Origin of the sequence: Micromonospora sp. DT31, from assembly GCF_049841795.1 — a bacterium.
GTDB lineage: Bacteria > Actinomycetota > Actinomycetes > Mycobacteriales > Micromonosporaceae > Micromonospora.
Window position 1 is genome coordinate 111,745 of record NZ_JBNCKZ010000011.1, and the last position, 16,693, is coordinate 128,437.

Annotated in this window: 15 protein-coding genes and 1 tRNA gene; 12 read left to right on the forward strand and 4 right to left on the reverse strand. The window is 71.9% G+C overall.

The genetic code is table 11. The features are described 5' to 3' along the window. Positions 1 to 73: 73 nt before the first annotated feature. The 6 genes from ACLQ2X_RS19440 (at position 74) to ACLQ2X_RS19465 (ending at position 7,265) form a co-directional block, all read left to right on the forward strand. Positions 74 to 439 carry a YciI family protein gene (locus tag ACLQ2X_RS19440; RefSeq protein WP_425682466.1) on the forward strand — a complete coding sequence of 122 codons (366 nt, stop codon included), beginning with the start codon at positions 74 to 76 and terminating at the stop codon, positions 437 to 439. 290 nt (positions 440 to 729) lie between these two features. Continuing rightward, the gene (gene pyk / locus ACLQ2X_RS19445; RefSeq protein WP_425682467.1) at positions 730 to 2,178 is read left to right on the forward strand and encodes a pyruvate kinase; all 1,449 of its coding nucleotides are present in this window, start codon (positions 730 to 732) and stop codon (positions 2,176 to 2,178) included. 11 nt (positions 2,179 to 2,189) lie between these two features. Then, complete coding sequence (locus tag ACLQ2X_RS19450; protein ID WP_425682468.1) at positions 2,190 to 3,059, forward strand: acyl-CoA thioesterase; 870 nt, start codon at positions 2,190 to 2,192, stop codon at positions 3,057 to 3,059. Positions 3,060 to 3,128: 69 nt separating this feature from the next. Next, positions 3,129 to 3,599 carry an RrF2 family transcriptional regulator gene (locus ACLQ2X_RS19455; RefSeq protein ID WP_425682469.1) on the forward strand — a complete coding sequence of 157 codons (471 nt, stop codon included), beginning with the start codon at positions 3,129 to 3,131 and terminating at the stop codon, positions 3,597 to 3,599. Between the two features lie 135 nt (positions 3,600 to 3,734). Continuing rightward, a complete protein-coding gene (locus ACLQ2X_RS19460) occupies positions 3,735 to 4,715 on the forward strand; it encodes a sulfite exporter TauE/SafE family protein (RefSeq protein ID WP_425682529.1) in 981 nt (326 codons plus the stop codon). A 255-nt stretch (positions 4,716 to 4,970) separates the two neighbouring features. Continuing rightward, a complete protein-coding gene (locus ACLQ2X_RS19465) occupies positions 4,971 to 7,265 on the forward strand; it encodes a cellulose binding domain-containing protein (RefSeq protein WP_425682470.1) in 2,295 nt (764 codons plus the stop codon). A 167-nt stretch (positions 7,266 to 7,432) separates the two neighbouring features. Here the strand turns inward: ACLQ2X_RS19465 and ACLQ2X_RS19470 are convergent, their stop codons facing one another. Both ACLQ2X_RS19470 and ACLQ2X_RS19475 read right to left on the reverse strand, forming a co-directional pair. Then, positions 7,433 to 8,428, reverse strand: coding sequence for an LLM class flavin-dependent oxidoreductase (locus tag ACLQ2X_RS19470; RefSeq protein WP_425682471.1), 996 nt, complete (start codon positions 8,426 to 8,428; stop codon positions 7,433 to 7,435). Between the two features lie 58 nt (positions 8,429 to 8,486). After that, positions 8,487 to 8,966: an Lrp/AsnC family transcriptional regulator gene (locus ACLQ2X_RS19475; RefSeq protein WP_425682472.1), complete on the reverse strand. Its 480-nt coding sequence runs from the start codon at positions 8,964 to 8,966 to the stop codon at positions 8,487 to 8,489. An 83-nt stretch (positions 8,967 to 9,049) separates the two neighbouring features. Between ACLQ2X_RS19475 and ACLQ2X_RS19480 the strand changes: the two genes are divergently transcribed. Continuing rightward, positions 9,050 to 10,225, forward strand: a complete 1,176-nt coding sequence (locus tag ACLQ2X_RS19480; RefSeq protein WP_425682473.1) for a trans-sulfuration enzyme family protein — start codon at positions 9,050 to 9,052, stop codon at positions 10,223 to 10,225. A 36-nt stretch (positions 10,226 to 10,261) separates the two neighbouring features. Here the strand turns inward: ACLQ2X_RS19480 and ACLQ2X_RS19485 are convergent, their stop codons facing one another. Continuing rightward, positions 10,262 to 11,071, reverse strand: coding sequence for a terminase gpP N-terminus-related DNA-binding protein (locus ACLQ2X_RS19485; protein ID WP_425682474.1), 810 nt, complete (start codon positions 11,069 to 11,071; stop codon positions 10,262 to 10,264). After that, a tRNA-Leu gene (locus ACLQ2X_RS19490) sits at positions 11,044 to 11,120 on the reverse strand. The genes ACLQ2X_RS19485 and ACLQ2X_RS19490 overlap by 28 nt, the downstream gene beginning before the upstream one ends. A 104-nt stretch (positions 11,121 to 11,224) precedes the next feature. Here ACLQ2X_RS19490 and ACLQ2X_RS19495 point away from each other — a divergent pair. From ACLQ2X_RS19495 to ACLQ2X_RS19515, 5 genes are all read left to right on the forward strand, one after another. Further along, complete coding sequence (locus ACLQ2X_RS19495) at positions 11,225 to 11,845, forward strand: ANTAR domain-containing response regulator (protein WP_425682475.1); 621 nt, start codon at positions 11,225 to 11,227, stop codon at positions 11,843 to 11,845. Positions 11,846 to 11,902: 57 nt separating this feature from the next. After that, positions 11,903 to 13,078, forward strand: coding sequence for a hypothetical protein (locus ACLQ2X_RS19500; protein WP_425682476.1), 1,176 nt, complete (start codon positions 11,903 to 11,905; stop codon positions 13,076 to 13,078). Positions 13,079 to 13,303: 225 nt separating this feature from the next. Beyond that, on the forward strand, positions 13,304 to 14,464 hold the full coding sequence (locus tag ACLQ2X_RS19505; RefSeq protein WP_425682477.1) for a branched-chain amino acid ABC transporter substrate-binding protein: 1,161 nt from the start codon (positions 13,304 to 13,306) through the stop codon (positions 14,462 to 14,464). A 70-nt stretch (positions 14,465 to 14,534) separates the two neighbouring features. Then, on the forward strand, positions 14,535 to 15,476 hold the full coding sequence (locus tag ACLQ2X_RS19510) for a branched-chain amino acid ABC transporter permease (protein ID WP_425682478.1): 942 nt from the start codon (positions 14,535 to 14,537) through the stop codon (positions 15,474 to 15,476). Between the two features lie 50 nt (positions 15,477 to 15,526). Further along, complete coding sequence (locus ACLQ2X_RS19515; RefSeq protein ID WP_425682530.1) at positions 15,527 to 16,618, forward strand: branched-chain amino acid ABC transporter permease; 1,092 nt, start codon at positions 15,527 to 15,529, stop codon at positions 16,616 to 16,618. Positions 16,619 to 16,693 lie beyond the last annotated feature (75 nt).

Genomic DNA, 16,693 nt, shown 5'->3' on the forward strand with positions numbered 1-16,693 from the left:
CAGTTGCCGCGAGCCGGCCCGGCGGGCCGGACGGCCGTGCGAGGCTGGGCCTGACGGTGGTCAGGAGGTGCGCATGGGTGCGACGCCACGGCTCGACTTCGCGCTGGACACGTACGAGTGCATAGTGCTCTACCCGGGGCCGTCCGGCCGGGCCCTGCCGGACGAGACGGTGCAACGGTTGCAGTCCGAGCACCTCGCGCACATGCGGGCGCTGCAACGGCGGGGCATCGTGCTGGTCGACGGCTCGGTGGACGGCCCGGCCCGGGAACCCGACCCGCCGATCGGCTTCGGCCTGGCCCGGACCGGCTCGGTGGACGACGTACGCAGCGTCATGGAGGCCGACCCGGCGGTGCAGGCCGGCCTGTACCGGGTGGAGGTCCTCACCTTCCTGTGCCCGGCCGGCTCTCTGGAATTCCCGCTGGTCAAGACCGAGAGCTGAGCGTCGCCCCGCGCGCCGACCCCGGTGGTTTGCCCCGGCGTCGCCCGCCCGGGCCGCCGGCCCGCGCCTCGGCGCAGGGTGGACGGCTTCCGCGGGCGCACCGCTGCGGGCGACGGCCGCGGGCGGTACGATTCCTCACCGCGCGGTCGCTGACGCCCGCCACATACGACGTTCCGGTGCGGTACGCCTACCGCCCGCCCCGCGTGGTTCCCCCCGCGCGCCGTGGGTCGACCGTTCCGCAATCCGCAAGGGGCCGGCCGGGAGGCCGACCCGGAGGAGAGACTAGCCTGATGGGCGTGACACGCCGCGTGAAGATCGTCTGCACTCTCGGCCCCGCCACCTCGTCCCCGGAGCGTATCCGGGGGCTCGTCGAGGCGGGCATGAACGTGGCGAGGCTCAACTTCAGCCACGGCAGTCACGCCGACCACGAGTCGGTCTGCCGGCTCGTCCGGGAGGCCGCCGAGGCGGCCGGGCAACCGGTGGCCGTGCTCGCCGACCTCCAGGGTCCCAAGATCCGCCTCGGCCGGTTCGCCGACGGCCCGCACGAGTGGCGCACCGGAGACTCGGTGGTGATCACCGGGGACGAGGTCGTCGGCTCCAGGGAGCGGGTCTCCTGCACCTACCGCAAGCTGCCGCAGGAGGTGAAGCCGGGCGACCGGCTGCTGATCGACGACGGCCGGGTCGCGGTCGAGGTCAGCGACGTCACCGGCAACGACATCCGCTGCCTGGTCACCGAGGGCGGCCCGGTCTCCAACAACAAGGGCGTCTCGCTGCCCAACGTGGCGGTCAGCGTCCCCGCGCTGTCCGACAAGGACGCCGACGACCTGCGCTTCGCCCTGGGCCTGGGCGTCGACCTGGTCGCGCTCTCCTTCGTCCGGTCGCCGGAGGACATCAAGCTCGTCCACTCGATCATGGACGAGGAGGGTGTGCGCCGCCCGGTGCTGGCCAAGGTCGAGAAGCCGGAGGCGGTCGATCACCTGGAGGCGATCGTGCTCGCCTTCGACGGTGTCATGGTGGCCCGCGGCGACCTCGGCGTGGAACTGCCGCTGGACCAGGTGCCGCTGGTGCAGAAGCGCGCCGTGCAGCTCTGCCGGGAGAACGCCAAGCCGGTCATCGTGGCCACCCAGATGCTCGACTCGATGATCGAGAACTCCCGCCCGACCCGCGCGGAGGCCTCCGACGTGGCCAACGCGGTGCTCGACGGCGCGGACGCGGTGATGCTCTCCGGCGAGACAAGCGTCGGCAAGTACCCGGTGCTCACCGTCAGCACCATGGCCAAGATCGTCACCACCACCGAGGCCGGCTCCATCGCCGTCCCGCGGTTGCAGCACGACCCGCGTACGCACGGCGGCGCGCTCACCGTCGCCGCGTCCTCCATCGCCCGGGCGATCGGCGCGAAGGCCATGGTGGCGTTCTCGCAGACCGGTGACACCGTCAAGCGGCTCGCCCGACTGCACTGCGACCTGCCGCTGCTGGCCTTCACCCCGGTGCCGGAGGTGCGCAACCAGCTCGCGCTGTCCTGGGGCGTGGAGACGTTCCTGATGCCGTTCGTGCAGCACACCGACGACATGTTCCGGCAGGTCGACCAGGCGCTGCTCGGTCTCAACCGGGCCAACCCGGGCGACTACGTGGTGATCGTGGCGGGCAGCCCGCCCGGCACCCCCGGGTCGACCAACACCCTGCGCGTGCACCAACTCGGTTCGCTCGTCGACGCCGCCGCGGCCCGGGCCCTGCAGTGACCGGTAGTGCCGTGGCCAGCGGGCAGGCGGCGGTCGACCAGCTTCTCGAGGTGCTGGACCTCGAGCGCACCGGGGAGATGGCCTTCCGGGGGATGAGCCCGCAGGTCGGCCCGCAGCGGGTCTACGGCGGTCAGGTCGCCGGTCAGGCGCTGGTCGCGGCCGGCCGCACCGTCGACCCGGAGCGGGCGGTGCACTCCCTGCACGGCTACTTCGTCCGCCCCGGCGACCCGAGCGAGCCCATCGCGTACGAGGTGGAGAGCGTCCGGGACGGCCGCTCCTTCTCGGTACGCCGCTCGGTGGCCCTGCAGCACGGCAAGCCGATCTTCTTCATGTCGGCGTCGTTCCAGCGGCAGGAGGAGGGGCTGGACCACCACGCCCCGGTCCCGCCCGACGTGCCCGGCCCGGACGACGTGCCGACCATGACCGACCGGCTCGCCCGCTACCCGGAGCGGCTCGGCATCTGGGGGCAGATCCCGCGCCCGATCGACGTGCGCTACGTCGGCGAGCCCGGCTGGGTGCGCCCCGGCGACCGACCCGCCGAACCGCACCAGCGGGTGTGGATGCGCATCGACGGCGAGCTGCCCGACGATCCGCTGCTGCACGCGTGCGCGCTCACGTACGCCTCCGACCTGACGCTGCTGGACTCGGTGCTGTCGGTGCACGGTGAGGTGTGGGGGCCCGGCGGTGTGGTCGGCGCGAGCCTGGACCACGCGTTGTGGTTCCACAGGTCGTTCCGCGCCGACGAGTGGTTCCTCTACGACTGCTGGAGCCCGTCGGCGTCGGGCGCCCGGGGCCTGGCCACCGGCCGGATGTTCACCACCGACGGCCGGCACATCGCCAGCGCCGTGCAGGAAGGGCTGCTGCGCCGGGTCGGCGACTGACCGGGCAACCGGGACCGTACCGCCGAGGGGCGGGGGTCGCTGGGGCGGCCCGACGACTAACCTGACCGCATGCGTCTTTCCGCCCGGGTCGACTATGCCCTCCGCGCGGCTGCCGAGCTGGCCTCGGTCGGCGACGGGGGGAAGTCCGGGCGGAGCCGACCGGTCACCGCCGAGCAGATCGCCCGTGCCCAGGACATCCCACCGAAATTCCTGGAGAGCATCCTGCTGCAACTGCGCCGGGGTGGCATCGTGCACGCCCAGCGTGGCCCGGAGGGCGGCTACTGGCTGGCCCGCCCGGCCACGGAGATCTCCCTGGCCGAGGTGATCCGGGTGATCGACGGGCCGTTGGCCCACATCCGTGGCCACCGCCCGGAACAGCTCGGCTACCAGGGCGCGGCGCGCGCCCTGCAGGATGTCTGGATCGCGTTGCGGGCCAGTGAGCGGGAGATCCTCGATCTGGTCACCATCGCCGACGTGGCCACCGGTGTCCTGCCCGGACGGGTCACCGAGTTGGCCGCCGACCCGCGCGCCTGGAGCTGACCGCCGCCGTCGCGGCCCTGCCGCGCGCGCCGTCCGGCGTGTCCCGCCAACCGGATGGAGGACTTGACCCGGAGCGCCTCCGTACCGCATTGTCGACCAAGTTGATAGGAGATGCCGAAAAGTCAGGGGGCGCTTGTGCGCAAGCTGCTGGTCCTCGCCCTCGTCGGGCTCGTCGCGCAACTTGTCGACGGCGCGCTCGGCATGGCGTACGGGTTGACCTCCTCGACGCTGCTCCTGTTCGCCGGGGTCGCCCCGGCCGCCGCCTCCGCCTCGGTGCACCTGTCCGAGATCGGCACCACGCTCGCCTCCGGCGTCTCGCACTGGCGCTTCGGCAACGTCGACTGGCGGGTCGTCGGCCGGATCGCACTGCCCGGGGCTATCGGCGCGTTCGCCGGCGCGACGTTCCTCAGCGCCATCTCCACCGAGGCGGCGGCACCCTGGATGGCCGCCATCCTGTTCACCCTCGGCGCGTACCTGCTGGTGCGGTTCTCCCGCCCGCTGCGGACCAACCGCGCCGCCGGAAACCTGCGCAGTCGCTTCCTCGCCCCGCTCGGCCTGGTCGCCGGGTTCGTCGACGCCACCGGCGGCGGTGGCTGGGGTCCGGTGGCCACCCCGGCGCTGCTGGTCTCCGGCCGGATGGAACCGCGCAAGGTGATCGGCTCGGTGGACACCTCCGAGTTCGTGGTCGCCAGCGCGGCCAGCATCGGCTTCCTCATCGGTCTGGGCTCCGAGGGCTTCCTGCTGCCCACCGTGGCCGCGCTCCTGGTCGGTGGCCTGATCGCCGCCCCGATCGCCGCCTGGCTGGTCCGCATCGTCCCGGCCCAGTTGCTCGGCGCCGTGATCGGCGGGGTGATCGTGCTGACCAACGCCCGCACCCTGCTGCGCGCCGGTGAGCTGGGCGGCCCGGTGCCGGGCCTGGTCTACGCGCTGCTCGGCGTGGCCTGGGTGGTCGCCGTGGCGTTCGCGGTACGCGCGCTGCGCCGCACCCGCCGCGCCCGGGCGACCGTCGCCGCGGCCCTCGCCTCGGACCCGTCCGCCGGTTCCCCGGAGCCCGCGGACTCCGGCGAGGCGGGGGAGTCCGGGGAGTCCCGGCGGCTCGCCGCCATCGACGGCTGAGCCGCTCCGCCGACCACTGCTGCACCGCCCCGCCCCGCGCCGTCCGGCCCGGGCGGGCCGCGGTCGAGGTTCTGCTCCGCCCGACGGCGTCGACGCTTGTGGCGGTGCGCGTGCGCTGGCTAGGCTGTCCGAGCGCGGAGCCAAATCACCGACGTCGATGTCTGGCGTCGCCCCTCGCGTCAGCGCACGTGCCTTTCCCGCCGGCCCGGGCAGGCCGGTGCCGCCGCGTGCCTGACCTCCGCGAAAGGCATCCCTGTGCACCCCACCACCTCCCGCCGCCGCATCGCGCTGCTCGCCGCCGCCTCGGCGGCCACGCTCGCCGCCGGCGTACTCACCACGGTGACCGCCTCGGCGGCGGCCGCCGCCTGCCGGGTCGACTACCGGATCACCAACCAGTGGGGCGACGGCTTCGGCGCCGACGTCACCGTCACCAACCTGGGCGACCCGGTCAACGGCTGGACGCTGGGCTGGAGCTTCACCGCCGGCCAGCAGGTCGCCCAGGCCTGGAACGCGACGGTCAGCCAGTCCGGCGTCCAGGTGACCGCCCGCGACGCCGGCTACAACGCGGTTATCGGCACCGGCGGCACCGCGAACTTCGGGTTCAACGGCTCGTGGAACAACGCAAGCAACCCGGCGCCCAGCGCGTTCACCCTCAACGGCACGACCTGCACCGGCGCGCCGCCCGCCACCACAGCGCCACCCACGACCCCGCCGCCGACCACAGCCCCGCCGCCGACCACAGCGCCACCGCCGACCACGCCGCCGCCGACCACAGCGCCGCCGCCGACCACGCCGCCGGCCGGCGCGAAGCAGATGGAGGACCTCGACCGAGGGCTGGTCAGCGTGCGCTCCGGCAGCGGCAACCTCGTCTCCTGGCGACTGCTCGGCACCGAGACCACGGGCGTGGCGTTCAACCTCTACCGCGGCGGCACCAAGGTCAACGCCAGTCCGATCACCGGCGCCACCAACTACCTCGACGGCGGCGCGGCGGCCGGGTCCGCGTACACCGTGCGGGCCGTGGTGAACGGCGCCGAGCAGGCGGCCTCGGCCCCGGCGCTACAGTTCGCCAACGGCTACCTGGACGTGCCGATCCAGCCGCCACCGGGCGGCAGCACCCCCTCCGGCGAGGCGTACAGCTACGTGGCGAACGACGCGAGCGTGGGCGACCTCGACGGCGACGGGCGCTACGAGTTCGTGCTCAGGTGGGACCCGTCCAACGCCAAGGACAACTCGCAGTCCGGCTACACAGGCAACGTCTACGTCGACGCGTACACCCTCAGCGGCACCCGGCTGTGGCGCATCGACCTCGGCCGTAACATCCGCGCCGGCGCCCACTACACCCAGTTCCAGGTGTACGACTACGACGGCGACGGGGATGCCGAGGTGGCCATGAAGACCGCCGACGGCACCCGCTCCGGCACCGGCCAGGTGATCGGATCCGGCTCGGCGGACCACCGCAACTCCAGCGGCTACGTGCTGGCCGGCCCGGAGTACCTGACCATGTTCGACGGTCGCACCGGCGCGGCGCTGTCCACAGTCGACTACGACCCGCCCCGCGGTACCGTCTCGTCCTGGGGTGACTCGTACGGCAACCGGGTGGACCGGTTCCTCGCCGGCACCGCGTACCTGGACGGGCAGCGCCCCTCGCTGATCATGGCGCGCGGCTACTACACGCGGGCGGTCGTCGCGGCCTGGGACTTCCGCGACGGCACGCTGCGCAGGCGGTGGACGTTCGACTCGAACGCCTCCGGCAACGGCGCCGCCGCCGGCCAGGGCAACCACCAACTCTCGGTGGCCGACGTGGACAACGACGGCCGTCAGGAGATCGTGTACGGCGCGGCCACCATCGACGACAACGGCCGGCTGCTGTACTCCACCGGCAACGGACACGGCGACGCCCTGCACGTGGGCGACCTCGACCCGGCCCGCGCCGGCCTGGAGGTCTTCAAGGTCGACGAGGACGGCAGCAAGCCCAGCTCGTGGATGGCCGACGCGCGGACCGGGCAGATCATCTGGCAGACCGCGCCCAGCGGCGACAACGGCCGGGGTGTCTCCGCCGACGTGTGGGCCGGCAGCCCCGGCGCGGAGTCCTGGTCCTCGGCGGTCGACGGGCTGCTCAACACCCGGGGTCAGAACGTCGGCCGCAAGCCGTCGTCGGCGAACTTCCTGATCTGGTGGGACGGTGACCCGGTCCGGGAGCTGCTCGACGCCACGAAGATCGACAAGTACGGCACCGGCGGTGAGACCCGGCTGCTCACCGGCAGCGGTGTGGCGTCCAACAACGGCACCAAGTCCACCCCGGCGCTCTCCGGGGACATCCTCGGCGACTGGCGGGAGGAGGTGGTCTGGCGCACCGCCGACAGCACCGCGCTGCGGATCTACAGCACGCCCGTGGCGACCGGCCTGCGCCTGCCGACGCTGATGCACGACCCGCAGTACCGGGTGGCCGTGGCCTGGCAGAACACGGCCTACAACCAGCCGCCGCACCCCGGGTTCTTCCTCGGCGACGGCATGAGCACCCCGCCCGCGCCGAACATCTACCTGCGCTGAAACGGCAGGCACCGGGTCGCCGGCCGCGGAATCCGCTCGGCCGGCGACCCGGTGCACCACACCGCAGCATTCCCAACCCGTCCCGATCGGGAATGCCGTACCACCACCGGGGACAAAGCTATGCGTCCCGCGCGACGGTGCGGTGACGTGGCTATGAAGAGCGTGTTTCAGGCGTCCCGGCGCAGGCCCCCGGCCACCTTCTCGGCGATCAGCTCGAACGAGCGGACCCGGTCGGCCACGTCGTAGACCATCGAGGTCAGCATCAGCTCGTCCGCCCCGGTGCGCTCCAGCAGCGTGCCGAGCTGGCGGGCCACCGTCTCCGGCGAGCCGGTGGCCTGGCCGTCGCGGCGCTGGGCCACGAACTCCCGCTCGAACTCCGAGTACGGGTAGGCGGCCGCCTCCTCCGGCGTGACGAGCGGCTCCGGCCGCCCCGAGCGCAGCTTCAGGAACGACAGCCCGGCCGGCCCGGCCAGCCACTCGGCCCGCTCGTCGCTCTCCGCGCAGACCGCGTTGACCGCCACCATCGCGTACGGCCGCTCCAGCCACTGCGACGGCCGGAAGTTCTGCCGGTAGAGCTGCAACGCCGGGATGGTGTTCTGCGCGCTGAAGTGGTGCGCGAACGAGAACGGCAACCCGAGCAGGCCGGCGAGCTGCGCGCTGAACCCGCTGGACCCGAGCAGCCACACCTGCGGCGACTGTCCCCGGCCCGGGGTGGCGGTGATCGGGCCCGGCTCAGCGCCGGTGAAGTAGTTCATCAGGTCGGCCAGCTCGCGCGGGAAGTGCTCGGCGGACAGGCCCTCCATGGTGCGGCGCAGCGCCAGCGCGGTCACCTGATCCGTGCCCGGCGCCCGACCGATGCCCAGGTCGATCCGGCCCGGGTGCAGCGCCTCCAGGGTGCCGAACTGCTCGGCCACCACAAGCGGCGCGTGGTTGGGCAGCATCACCCCGCCGGAGCCCAGCCGGATCGTGCTGGTGTGCGCGGCCAGGTGTGCCAGCAGCACCGCCGGGGCGGAGCTGGCGATGGCCGGCATGTTGTGGTGCTCGGCCACCCAGAACCGGCGGTAGCCCAGCTCCTCGGTGCGGCGGGCCAGCTCGGTGGTGTGCCGCAGCGCTTCACCGGCACTGCCGGTCGCGGCCACCGGGGCAAGGTCAAGAACAGACATCGGTACGTCGATCACAGCGTGGTTCAACCCGCCACGTGCCGGAATTGTTCCTGCGGTGCTAGCCCATGCCCCGGGCCTGCTCGAAGATCAGGCTGGTCTGGGTGTGCTGCACCGCCGGATCGACAGCCAGATGATCGAGCACGAAGTCCCGCAACGCGTCGCCGGAGGCGGCCCGCACATGCATCACGTAGTCCTCCGCGCCGGCCACGTGGAACACCGACACCACCCCGGGCAGCCGCACCGACCGGGCCCGGAACGCGTCCACCGCGGCCCGTTCGTGTGCGGTCAACCGCACCGACACCAGCGCCTGCAACGGCAGGCCCACCGCCGCCGGGTCCACCTCGGCGTGGAACCCGCGGATCGCCCCGGACTCGCGTAACGCGCGGGTGCGCGTCAGGCACGTCGACGGCGCCACCCCGACCCGCTCGGCCAGCGCGTTGTTCGGCAGGCGGCCGTCGGCGGCCAGCTCGGTGAGGATCGCGCGGTCCACGTCGTCCAGGCCGGCGAACCGCCGTAGATCATTCGATGCGACAGGCATGCGACCATCCTCTACCGAATCCTGTTTGAACAAAAGCGCGATTCGCAGAATCTTCTTCGTTCGTGTTGCCTTACGCTGCCGTCATGTTCGACGCTTCCGCCATGACTTCCGTGGACACCGCAGCCGTACACGCCGGACGCGACGACCTCGCCGGGCTCGGCGTCCACGTCCCGCCCATCGACCTGTCCACCACCAACCCGCTGCCCTCGGTGGCCGGCGGCGGTGACGACTACGAGACGCTCGCCACCGGCGGCACCCTCCCGGCCGGTGGCAGCGCCGTCTACCAGCGTCTCTGGAACCCCACGGTGGCCCGGTTCGAGAGCGCGCTGGCCCAGCTCGAAGGCACCGCCGAGGCCGTCGCGTTCGCCAGCGGCATGGCCGCGCTCACCGCGGCCCTGCTCGCCGCCACCCGGGACGGCAAACGCCACGTCGTCGCGGTGCGCCCCCTCTACGGCGGCACGGACCACATCCTCGCCACCGGCCTGCTCGGCACCGAGGTCACCTGGGCCGCGCCCGGCGAGGTCGCCGCCGCGATCCGGCCCGACACGGCACTGGTCCTCGTCGAGACCCCCGCCAACCCGAGCCTCGACCTGGTCGACATCGCGGCGCTCGCCGAGGCCGCCGGAGACGTCCCGCTGCTGGTCGACAACACCGTCGCCACCCCGGTGCTCCAGCAGCCCGCCCGGCACGGCGCCGCGCTCGTGCTGCACAGCGCCACCAAGAGCATCGGCGGCCACGGCGACGTCCTCGCGGGGGTCATCGCCTGCGCCGGCGACTGGGCCGCCCGACTGCGGCAGGTCCGTGCCGTCACCGGCGCCGTCCTGCACCCGCTCGGCGCGTACCTGCTGCACCGCGGCCTGCAGACCCTCCCGCTGCGGGTCCGCGCCCAGCAGGCCGGCGCCGAGAAGCTCGCCGCCTGGCTCACCGGCCACCCCGCCGTCGAGCGGGTCCACCACCCGTCCCGGCACGACCCCGCCGGGCTGGTCGGCCGCCAGATGTCCGGCACCGGCAGCCTGCTCGCCTTCGAGGTACGCGGCGGTGCTCCCGCCGCCGCCGAGGTCGCCGGGGCCTGCGAGCTGATCACCCACGCGGTGTCGCTCGGCGGTGTGGACACGCTGATCCAGCACCCGGCCTCGCTCACCCACCGGCCGGTCGAGGGCGACGCGAAGCCCCGCGGCGGGCTGCTGCGGGTCTCGGTCGGCCTGGAGGACCCGGAGGACCTGCGCGCGGATCTCGCGCGGGCGCTGGCGCGCATCTGAGGCTCGCCGGCAGCGGGCGTCCCCGGCGTCGTCCGGTCAGGACTTCGGGCCGACGTGGCCGTCCAGGACGGCGACCGCTTCCCGGCGGGCCACCGACAGGGAGTTGCGGCGGTTCATCCGCCAGGCGACGCCGAGCAGGTCGAGGGCCCACTGGCACAGGCCCATGATGTCGGTCGACTCGTTGTTGAACATGTAACGGGGATAGACGTACTCCTTTCCGCGCACAACGACCCGGTTGGCGAAGCGGCAGCCGTCGGAGTGGAAGAGGCCACGCAGAAAGTCGCCCGGTCGAGCCTCGACGATCACCCGCTGCCAGTCGGCCAGAATGACCCGGCGCTCGTGCTTCCTGCCGGGCCCGTGCTGGGGAAGCAGGCACGGCCAGTGCTTGCCGTAGCTCTGCACATTGACGCAGCCTCGTCGCCGCACGCGTTGGACCTTCTCCGCCAGCATCGCCCGCATGGCGTCGTCGCATGCCTCGATCAGACCCGGCCAACTGTTGCTGCAGGAGATCCGGAGCACCGGCACCCGTGCCCTGGTCACGAGATGGCCATCGCCGAGGTAGAGGCCGAGAAGGTAGGCGTAGGCGGCCGGATCTGCCGGAACGCGGACATCTTCTCGGCAGCGGAAACACCGAAGTGCGGTGCCCTGGACCGCCGGGGTCGGCCGGTCCCGGCACCAGTGCCACACGGTGCGGTAGTGGAGGCCCACGGTGCGGGCCGCCTCCGCCACACTGGCCCCGGACAGATAGGCCTGACGGGCTCGGGCGCGGATCTCGGGTGGATGCACGAGGGCATCTTCGAACACCCGTGCGACAGTTTTGGTGTCCCCGGTGGGATTCGAACCCACACTGTCGGAGGTTTGAGCTCCGTTTCTCTACCGGTTGGAATACGGGGACAAGCTCGCGCGACGCTCTCGCGTCGAGCCATAGGTTACCCACTACGCTAGGGGCGGCGACACCCGGTATGGCGGGTGTCAGGTTCGAATCGGTGGGAGTGGCTCGTGGGCGAGATGCAGACGGATGCCGAGCGCAAGCGCGTTCTGATCGCCGAGGACGAGGCGCTCATCCGGCTGGACCTGGCCGAGATGCTTGTCGAAGAGGGCTACGAGGTGGTCGGCGAGGCCGGTGACGGCGAGACCGCCGTCAAGCTCGCCGAGGAGCTCGAGCCGGATCTGGTCATCCTCGACATCAAGATGCCGATCATGGACGGGCTGGCCGCCGCCGAACGGATCGCCGGCGCGCGCATCGCCCCGGTCATCATCCTGACCGCGTTCAGCCAGCGTGACCTGGTGGAGCGGGCGCGCGCGGCCGGCGCGATGGCATACCTGGTCAAGCCGTTCCAGAAGAGCGACCTGGTGCCCGCGGTGGAGATCGCGCTGTCCCGCTACTCGGAGATCTCCGCCCTTGAGGAGGAGGTGGCCGGCCTCACCGACCGGCTGGAGATCCGCAAGACCGTCGAGCGGGCCAAGGGCGCGCTGATGACGACGTACGGGATGACCGAGCCGCAGGCGTTCAAGTGGATCCAGCGCACCGCGATGGACCACCGGATGACCATGAAGGAGGTCGCCGAGCGGATCCTCACCGAGACCGCCGGCGGCGAGGTCGGGCAGCCGACCGCCTGACCCGCACGATCGGCCCGGCGATCCCCGCTGACCGACGCCTGTCGATACCATTCGGGGGTGTCCCCTCGCCGTTCACTCGCGCTGCTGGGCGTTCTCGCCCTGCTGGTCGCCGGCTGCGATGCCGTCCGGGGCGAGGACGAGGGCTCGCCCGAGCCGGTCCGGCCAGCCTGGCGCGAGTCCACCCTGCCCGTGCCGCCCGGGCCGGCGGGCCGGTTGCTGGTGCGCGACGCGGCGGCCTGCGGTGGTCGCTGGTACGTGGCCGGCGGGGTCGGTGACGCCACCGGCGAGACCCGTCCGGCCGCCTGGTCCAGTGTCGACGGCGCGACGTGGACGCCACTGTCGCTGCACCCGCGGACGTACTACGGCCAGCGGCACGTGTTCTATTCCGCGGCGTGCCGCGACGGCCGGGTGGCGTTGCTCGGCGCGAAGCGCGGCGGCGCGCACGCGAACCCGCGGACGAGCAGTTGGCGGCAGCTGCCGGACGGCTCGCTGGACGAGGTGATCGCGCCGTTCGACCTGTTCGGCGGCCCGTACGCGGTGGACGTGGCGCGGATGGCCGCCGGTGGGCGGGGCTGGCTGATCACCGGCAACCGCACGAGCGGCGCGGCGGTCTGGGTCTCGCCGGACTCGTCCCGGTTCACCCTCGTCGAGCGCGGGCCGGGGCTTGCCTCGGACGCCGTGGGCGAGACGTGGAACTTCGACGCGGTGGAGACCGGCGCGGGCTGGCTGTCGGTGGGCGGGATCGTGCCCGCCGGCCGGGTGGATCGGGACCCGCTGGCGTGGGTCTCGCGGGACGGGGTGGCCTGGCGTCGGGTGCCCGTGCCGGGCGGGCCGGAGTACGACGAGTTGCAGCGGGTGGTGGTGCTGGACGGCCGACCCGTGGCGGTGGGGTTGCGGGGTCGCGCGTTCGGGACCTGGCGGGCCGACGGCGACCCGGGAGGGGCGTGGCGGGCGACTGGTGGGTTCGGTCGGCCGCGGGTCGACGGGATCCCGGGGGTACGCGGGTTGACGGTGGCCGGCGCGACCCTGTGGGCGGCCACCGTAGACGGTTTCGCGCACGCGGTGTGGCGGTCGGTGGACGGCGGTGGATCCTGGCAGGCGGTGGCGCTGCCCGGGCCGGCGCCGGCCGGGGCGCAGCAGGCGGTGGCGCTCGCCGGCGCCGGCGACGATCTGCTGCTGCTCGTCGACACGGGCCAGGGGAGCAAGGTGTTCCTGGCGCATTTGACCGATTGATGGTCCTGGGTGTGACGGGCCGGAACCTGTCGGCGCTTCTCTTCGTAACGTTTTGGCAAGCCTCGCCCGGAGGCCTTCCGGAGTTATTTGCGGCTCCAGTACGCTCCGCCATCACGAGCCGTAACGCGGGTGTGCCGATACTCACCGGGCGTCGGCAGTGTGACGAGCACGACCGACCGCTCACCGGCTCCGGCGTGCCCGCGATCTGGAGGAGGTCAAGAAGCCGTGAGGCGTAATTACGTACGGGCGCTCGGCGCCGTGGGCTTGGCCGCGGTGATGGTCGCCGCGGCTGGGTGCCAGGACTCGGGCGACAGTGGCGGCGGGAACGCCGCGGGTGGCGACAAGTGCGCTGGCAAGGTCGCCATCTTCGGCGCCTTCACCGGTCCCAACTCCGGCCTCGTGCTGCCGTCGTTGAACGGCGCGAAGTTGGCGTTCAAGCAGTTCAAGGAGAAGAACAAGGACTGCAATGTCGAGCTGAAGGAGTTCGACACCACCGGTGACGCGACGCAGGCCACCCCGGTGGCGAACCAGGTCGCCCAGGACACGTCCTTCGTCGCGGTGATCGGTGGTCACTTCTCGGGTGAGTCCAAGGCGACCATGCCGATCTACGAGGCCGCCGGGTTGGTGATGGTGAGCCCCTCGGCCACCGCCGCCGAGCTGACCACGGCCGGCAACAAGGCGTTCCACCGGGTCGTCGGCAATGACGCCACCCAGGGCGCGGCCGCCGTGACGTACCTGAACAACGTGCTCAAGCCGAACAAGGTCTTCGTGATCGACGACGGCCAGCCGTACGGCCAGGGCATCATCAGCGAGGTCAAGAAGGGCCTCGGCCCCAAGGTCGTGGGCAGCGACAAGGTGCAGACCGACCAGACCAACTTCGACGCCACCATCTCGAAGATCAAGTCGTCGGGCGCGGACGCCATCGCCTACGGCGGTTACACCAACGAGGCGGCGCCGTTGCTCAAGCAGGCCCGCGCGGCCGGCGTGACGGCCAAGTTCCTCGGCTTCGACGGCCTCTACGACCCGGGCTTCCCGGCCGGTGCCGGCGCGGGCGCCGAGGGCGCGATCGTGACCTGCCCGTGCCTGCCGGCCACTGAGGCCGGTGGCACCTTCTCCGCCGACTACGAGAAGGAGTTCGGCCAGCCCCCGGGCTCCTACGGTGCCGAGGGTTTCGACGGCGCGAACGTGCTGCTCGACGGCTTCAAGGAGGGCAAGTCCAGCCGTAAGGACATGATGGACTGGGTGAACTCCTACGACAAGCAGGGCGTGTCCAAGTACGTCAAGTTCGACGACGCCGGCGACGTGGAGAAGTCCAAGGTCGTGATCTGGGCCTACGAGATCAAGGGCGGCAAGATCGAGCCTCAGCAGGAGATCAAGCTCAGCTGAGCCGGATCCGTGACAGCGGCCGGGGGGCCAGGTGGTCCCCCGGCCGTACGCGGGTAAAAGAGGAGATTTCGTGAACTTCGATGAACTCTTCGGGCATCTGGGTCAGCACACGGTGGACGGTTTGGCGAAGGGCTCGATCTATGCCCTCGTCGCGCTGGGCTACACGCTGGTCTACGGTGTGCTGAGGCTGATCAACTTCGCCCACGCCGAGGTCTTCATGGTGGGTACCTTCACCATCGTCGGGGTGTGGGGCTTGATGGGGGCGACCGACTCGCCGCCCCTGGGTACGTTGATCTTGCTGCTCGTGGTGGGCCTGCTGGCGGCCACCGCGGCCTCCGGCCTCACCGCGGTGGCGGTGGAACGGATCGCCTACCGCCGGCTGCGGCGGATGAACGCACCACCGCTGATCTTCCTGATCACCGCGATCGGCCTGTCCCTGGTCATGTCCGAGGCGTTCGGCCTCTGGCAGGGGCGGCTGGTGGTCGGCATGCCGACCGTGCTGGAGCGGGAGGTGGTCTTCACCGTCGCCGGCACGGAGGTGACCAACACCCAGCTGCTCACCGTCGTCGCTGCGCTGGTCATGATGGCCGGCCTCGACATGTTCATCAACCGCACCCGGTACGGCCGGGGCGTGCGGGCGGTGGCGCAGAACCCCGACACCGCAGCGCTCATGGGCGTCAACAAGGACCGGGTCATCGCGCTGATCTTCCTGCTGGGTGGTCTGCTGGCCGGCGCGGCAGCGCTGCTGTGGGCGGTCCGCTACGGCAACACCAAGTTCAACGTCGGCTTCATCCTGGGCCTGAAGGCGTTCACCGCGGCCGTGCTCGGCGGCATCGGCAACCTGCGCGGCGCACTGCTGGGCGGCCTGCTGCTCGGCGTGGTCGAGGTGTACGCCGCGACACTGACCTCGTCCAACTGGGAGGATGTGGCGGCGTTCGTCGTGCTGGTCGTCGTCCTGCTGTTCCGCCCGACGGGGCTGCTGGGTGAGTCTCTGGGGAGGGCACGGGCATGACCACGACTCAGAAGCGACCGCTGGACGGCGCACGCGACGCCACCGCGAAGATCGGCGAACGGTTCCGGGCGCTGCCGAAGTGGCAGCGCGGGCTGGCCTTCCTCGCCTTCGTGGGGTTCCTCTACTACCTGCCCCTGCTGGGCATCCCCGGCCTGACGTGGCTGCGGACCGACTCCATCGAGGGCGGCAACAACTGGGCGGGTGTGCTGTTCATCTGCGCGGTGTACGTGCTCATCGCCATCGGCCTGAACGTCGTGATCGGTCTGGCCGGCCTGCTCGACCTGGGCTACGTCGGCTTCTTCGCGGTCGGCGCGTACAGCGTCGCCCTGTTCGGCTCGCCGCAGTCGCCTGTGGTCGAGGCCCTGCGCAACCGGTTCGACCTGCCGCAGGGATGGGCGGTGACGTGGGCGATCTGCATCCCCATCGCCATCGCGTTGACGCTGATCTCGGGTGTCCTGCTCGGCTGGCCCACGCTGCGGCTGCGCGGCGACTACCTGGCCATCGTCACGCTCGGCTTCGGTGAGATCATCCGCATCGTGGTCCGCAACGTGGAGTGGTCCGGCGGCCCCGCGGGTATCGCGGCGATTCCCGGTCCGGAGGGCCCGCAGTCGGCGGACAACACCGTCTTCGGCCTGCTGGACGCCAAGCCGTGGTACTGGCTGGTGTTGACGGTGGTGCTGGTGCTCGTGCTCGCCGTGCGGCGGTTGGAGAACAGCCGGGTCGGTCGGGCCTGGCTGGCGGTCCGCGAGGACGAGGACGCCGCCGCGGTGATGGGTGTGTACCCGTTCAAGTTCAAGCTGTGGGCGTTCGCCATCGGTGCGGCGCTCGGTGGGATCTCCGGTGCGCTGTTCGCCAGCCGGCAGGGCTTCATCGAGCCGAACCAGTTCAACGCCCAGCTGTCCATCCTGTTCGTGGCGATGGTGGTGGTCGGCGGCGCGGGCAACATGGCCGGCGTGGCGCTGGGTGCATTCCTGCTGGCGTACCTGCCGGAGCGGTTCCGGGACTTCTCCGAGTGGCGGTTCTTCGTCTTCGGCCTGGCGCTGGTGCTGGTGATGCTGCTGCGTCCGCAGGGCCTGATCCCGAGCCGCAGGCGAGCCCGTGAGCTCAAGGACCGTGCCGAGGAGGTGCCGGCCAGTGTCTGACCAGAAGCCCGACGGGACGCCCGCCAAGCAGGCGGACCCGGTGGAGATCCAGAGCGGTGACCAGCCGGATCTCGA

Bases quoted from the DNA above. Each gene is read 5' to 3' on its own strand.
- ACLQ2X_RS19440 (WP_425682466.1), top strand. From the start codon at position 74: ATGGGTGCGACGCCACGGCTCGACTTCGCGCTGGACACGTACGAGTGC.
- pyk (WP_425682467.1), top strand. From the start codon at position 730: ATGGGCGTGACACGCCGCGTGAAGATCGTCTGCACTCTCGGCCCCGCC.
- ACLQ2X_RS19455 (WP_425682469.1), top strand. From the start codon at position 3,129: ATGCGTCTTTCCGCCCGGGTCGACTATGCCCTCCGCGCGGCTGCCGAG.
- ACLQ2X_RS19470 (WP_425682471.1), bottom strand. From the start codon at position 8,428: ATGTCTGTTCTTGACCTTGCCCCGGTGGCCGCGACCGGCAGTGCCGGT.
- ACLQ2X_RS19475 (WP_425682472.1), bottom strand. From the start codon at position 8,966: ATGCCTGTCGCATCGAATGATCTACGGCGGTTCGCCGGCCTGGACGAC.
- ACLQ2X_RS19480 (WP_425682473.1), top strand. From the start codon at position 9,050: ATGTTCGACGCTTCCGCCATGACTTCCGTGGACACCGCAGCCGTACAC.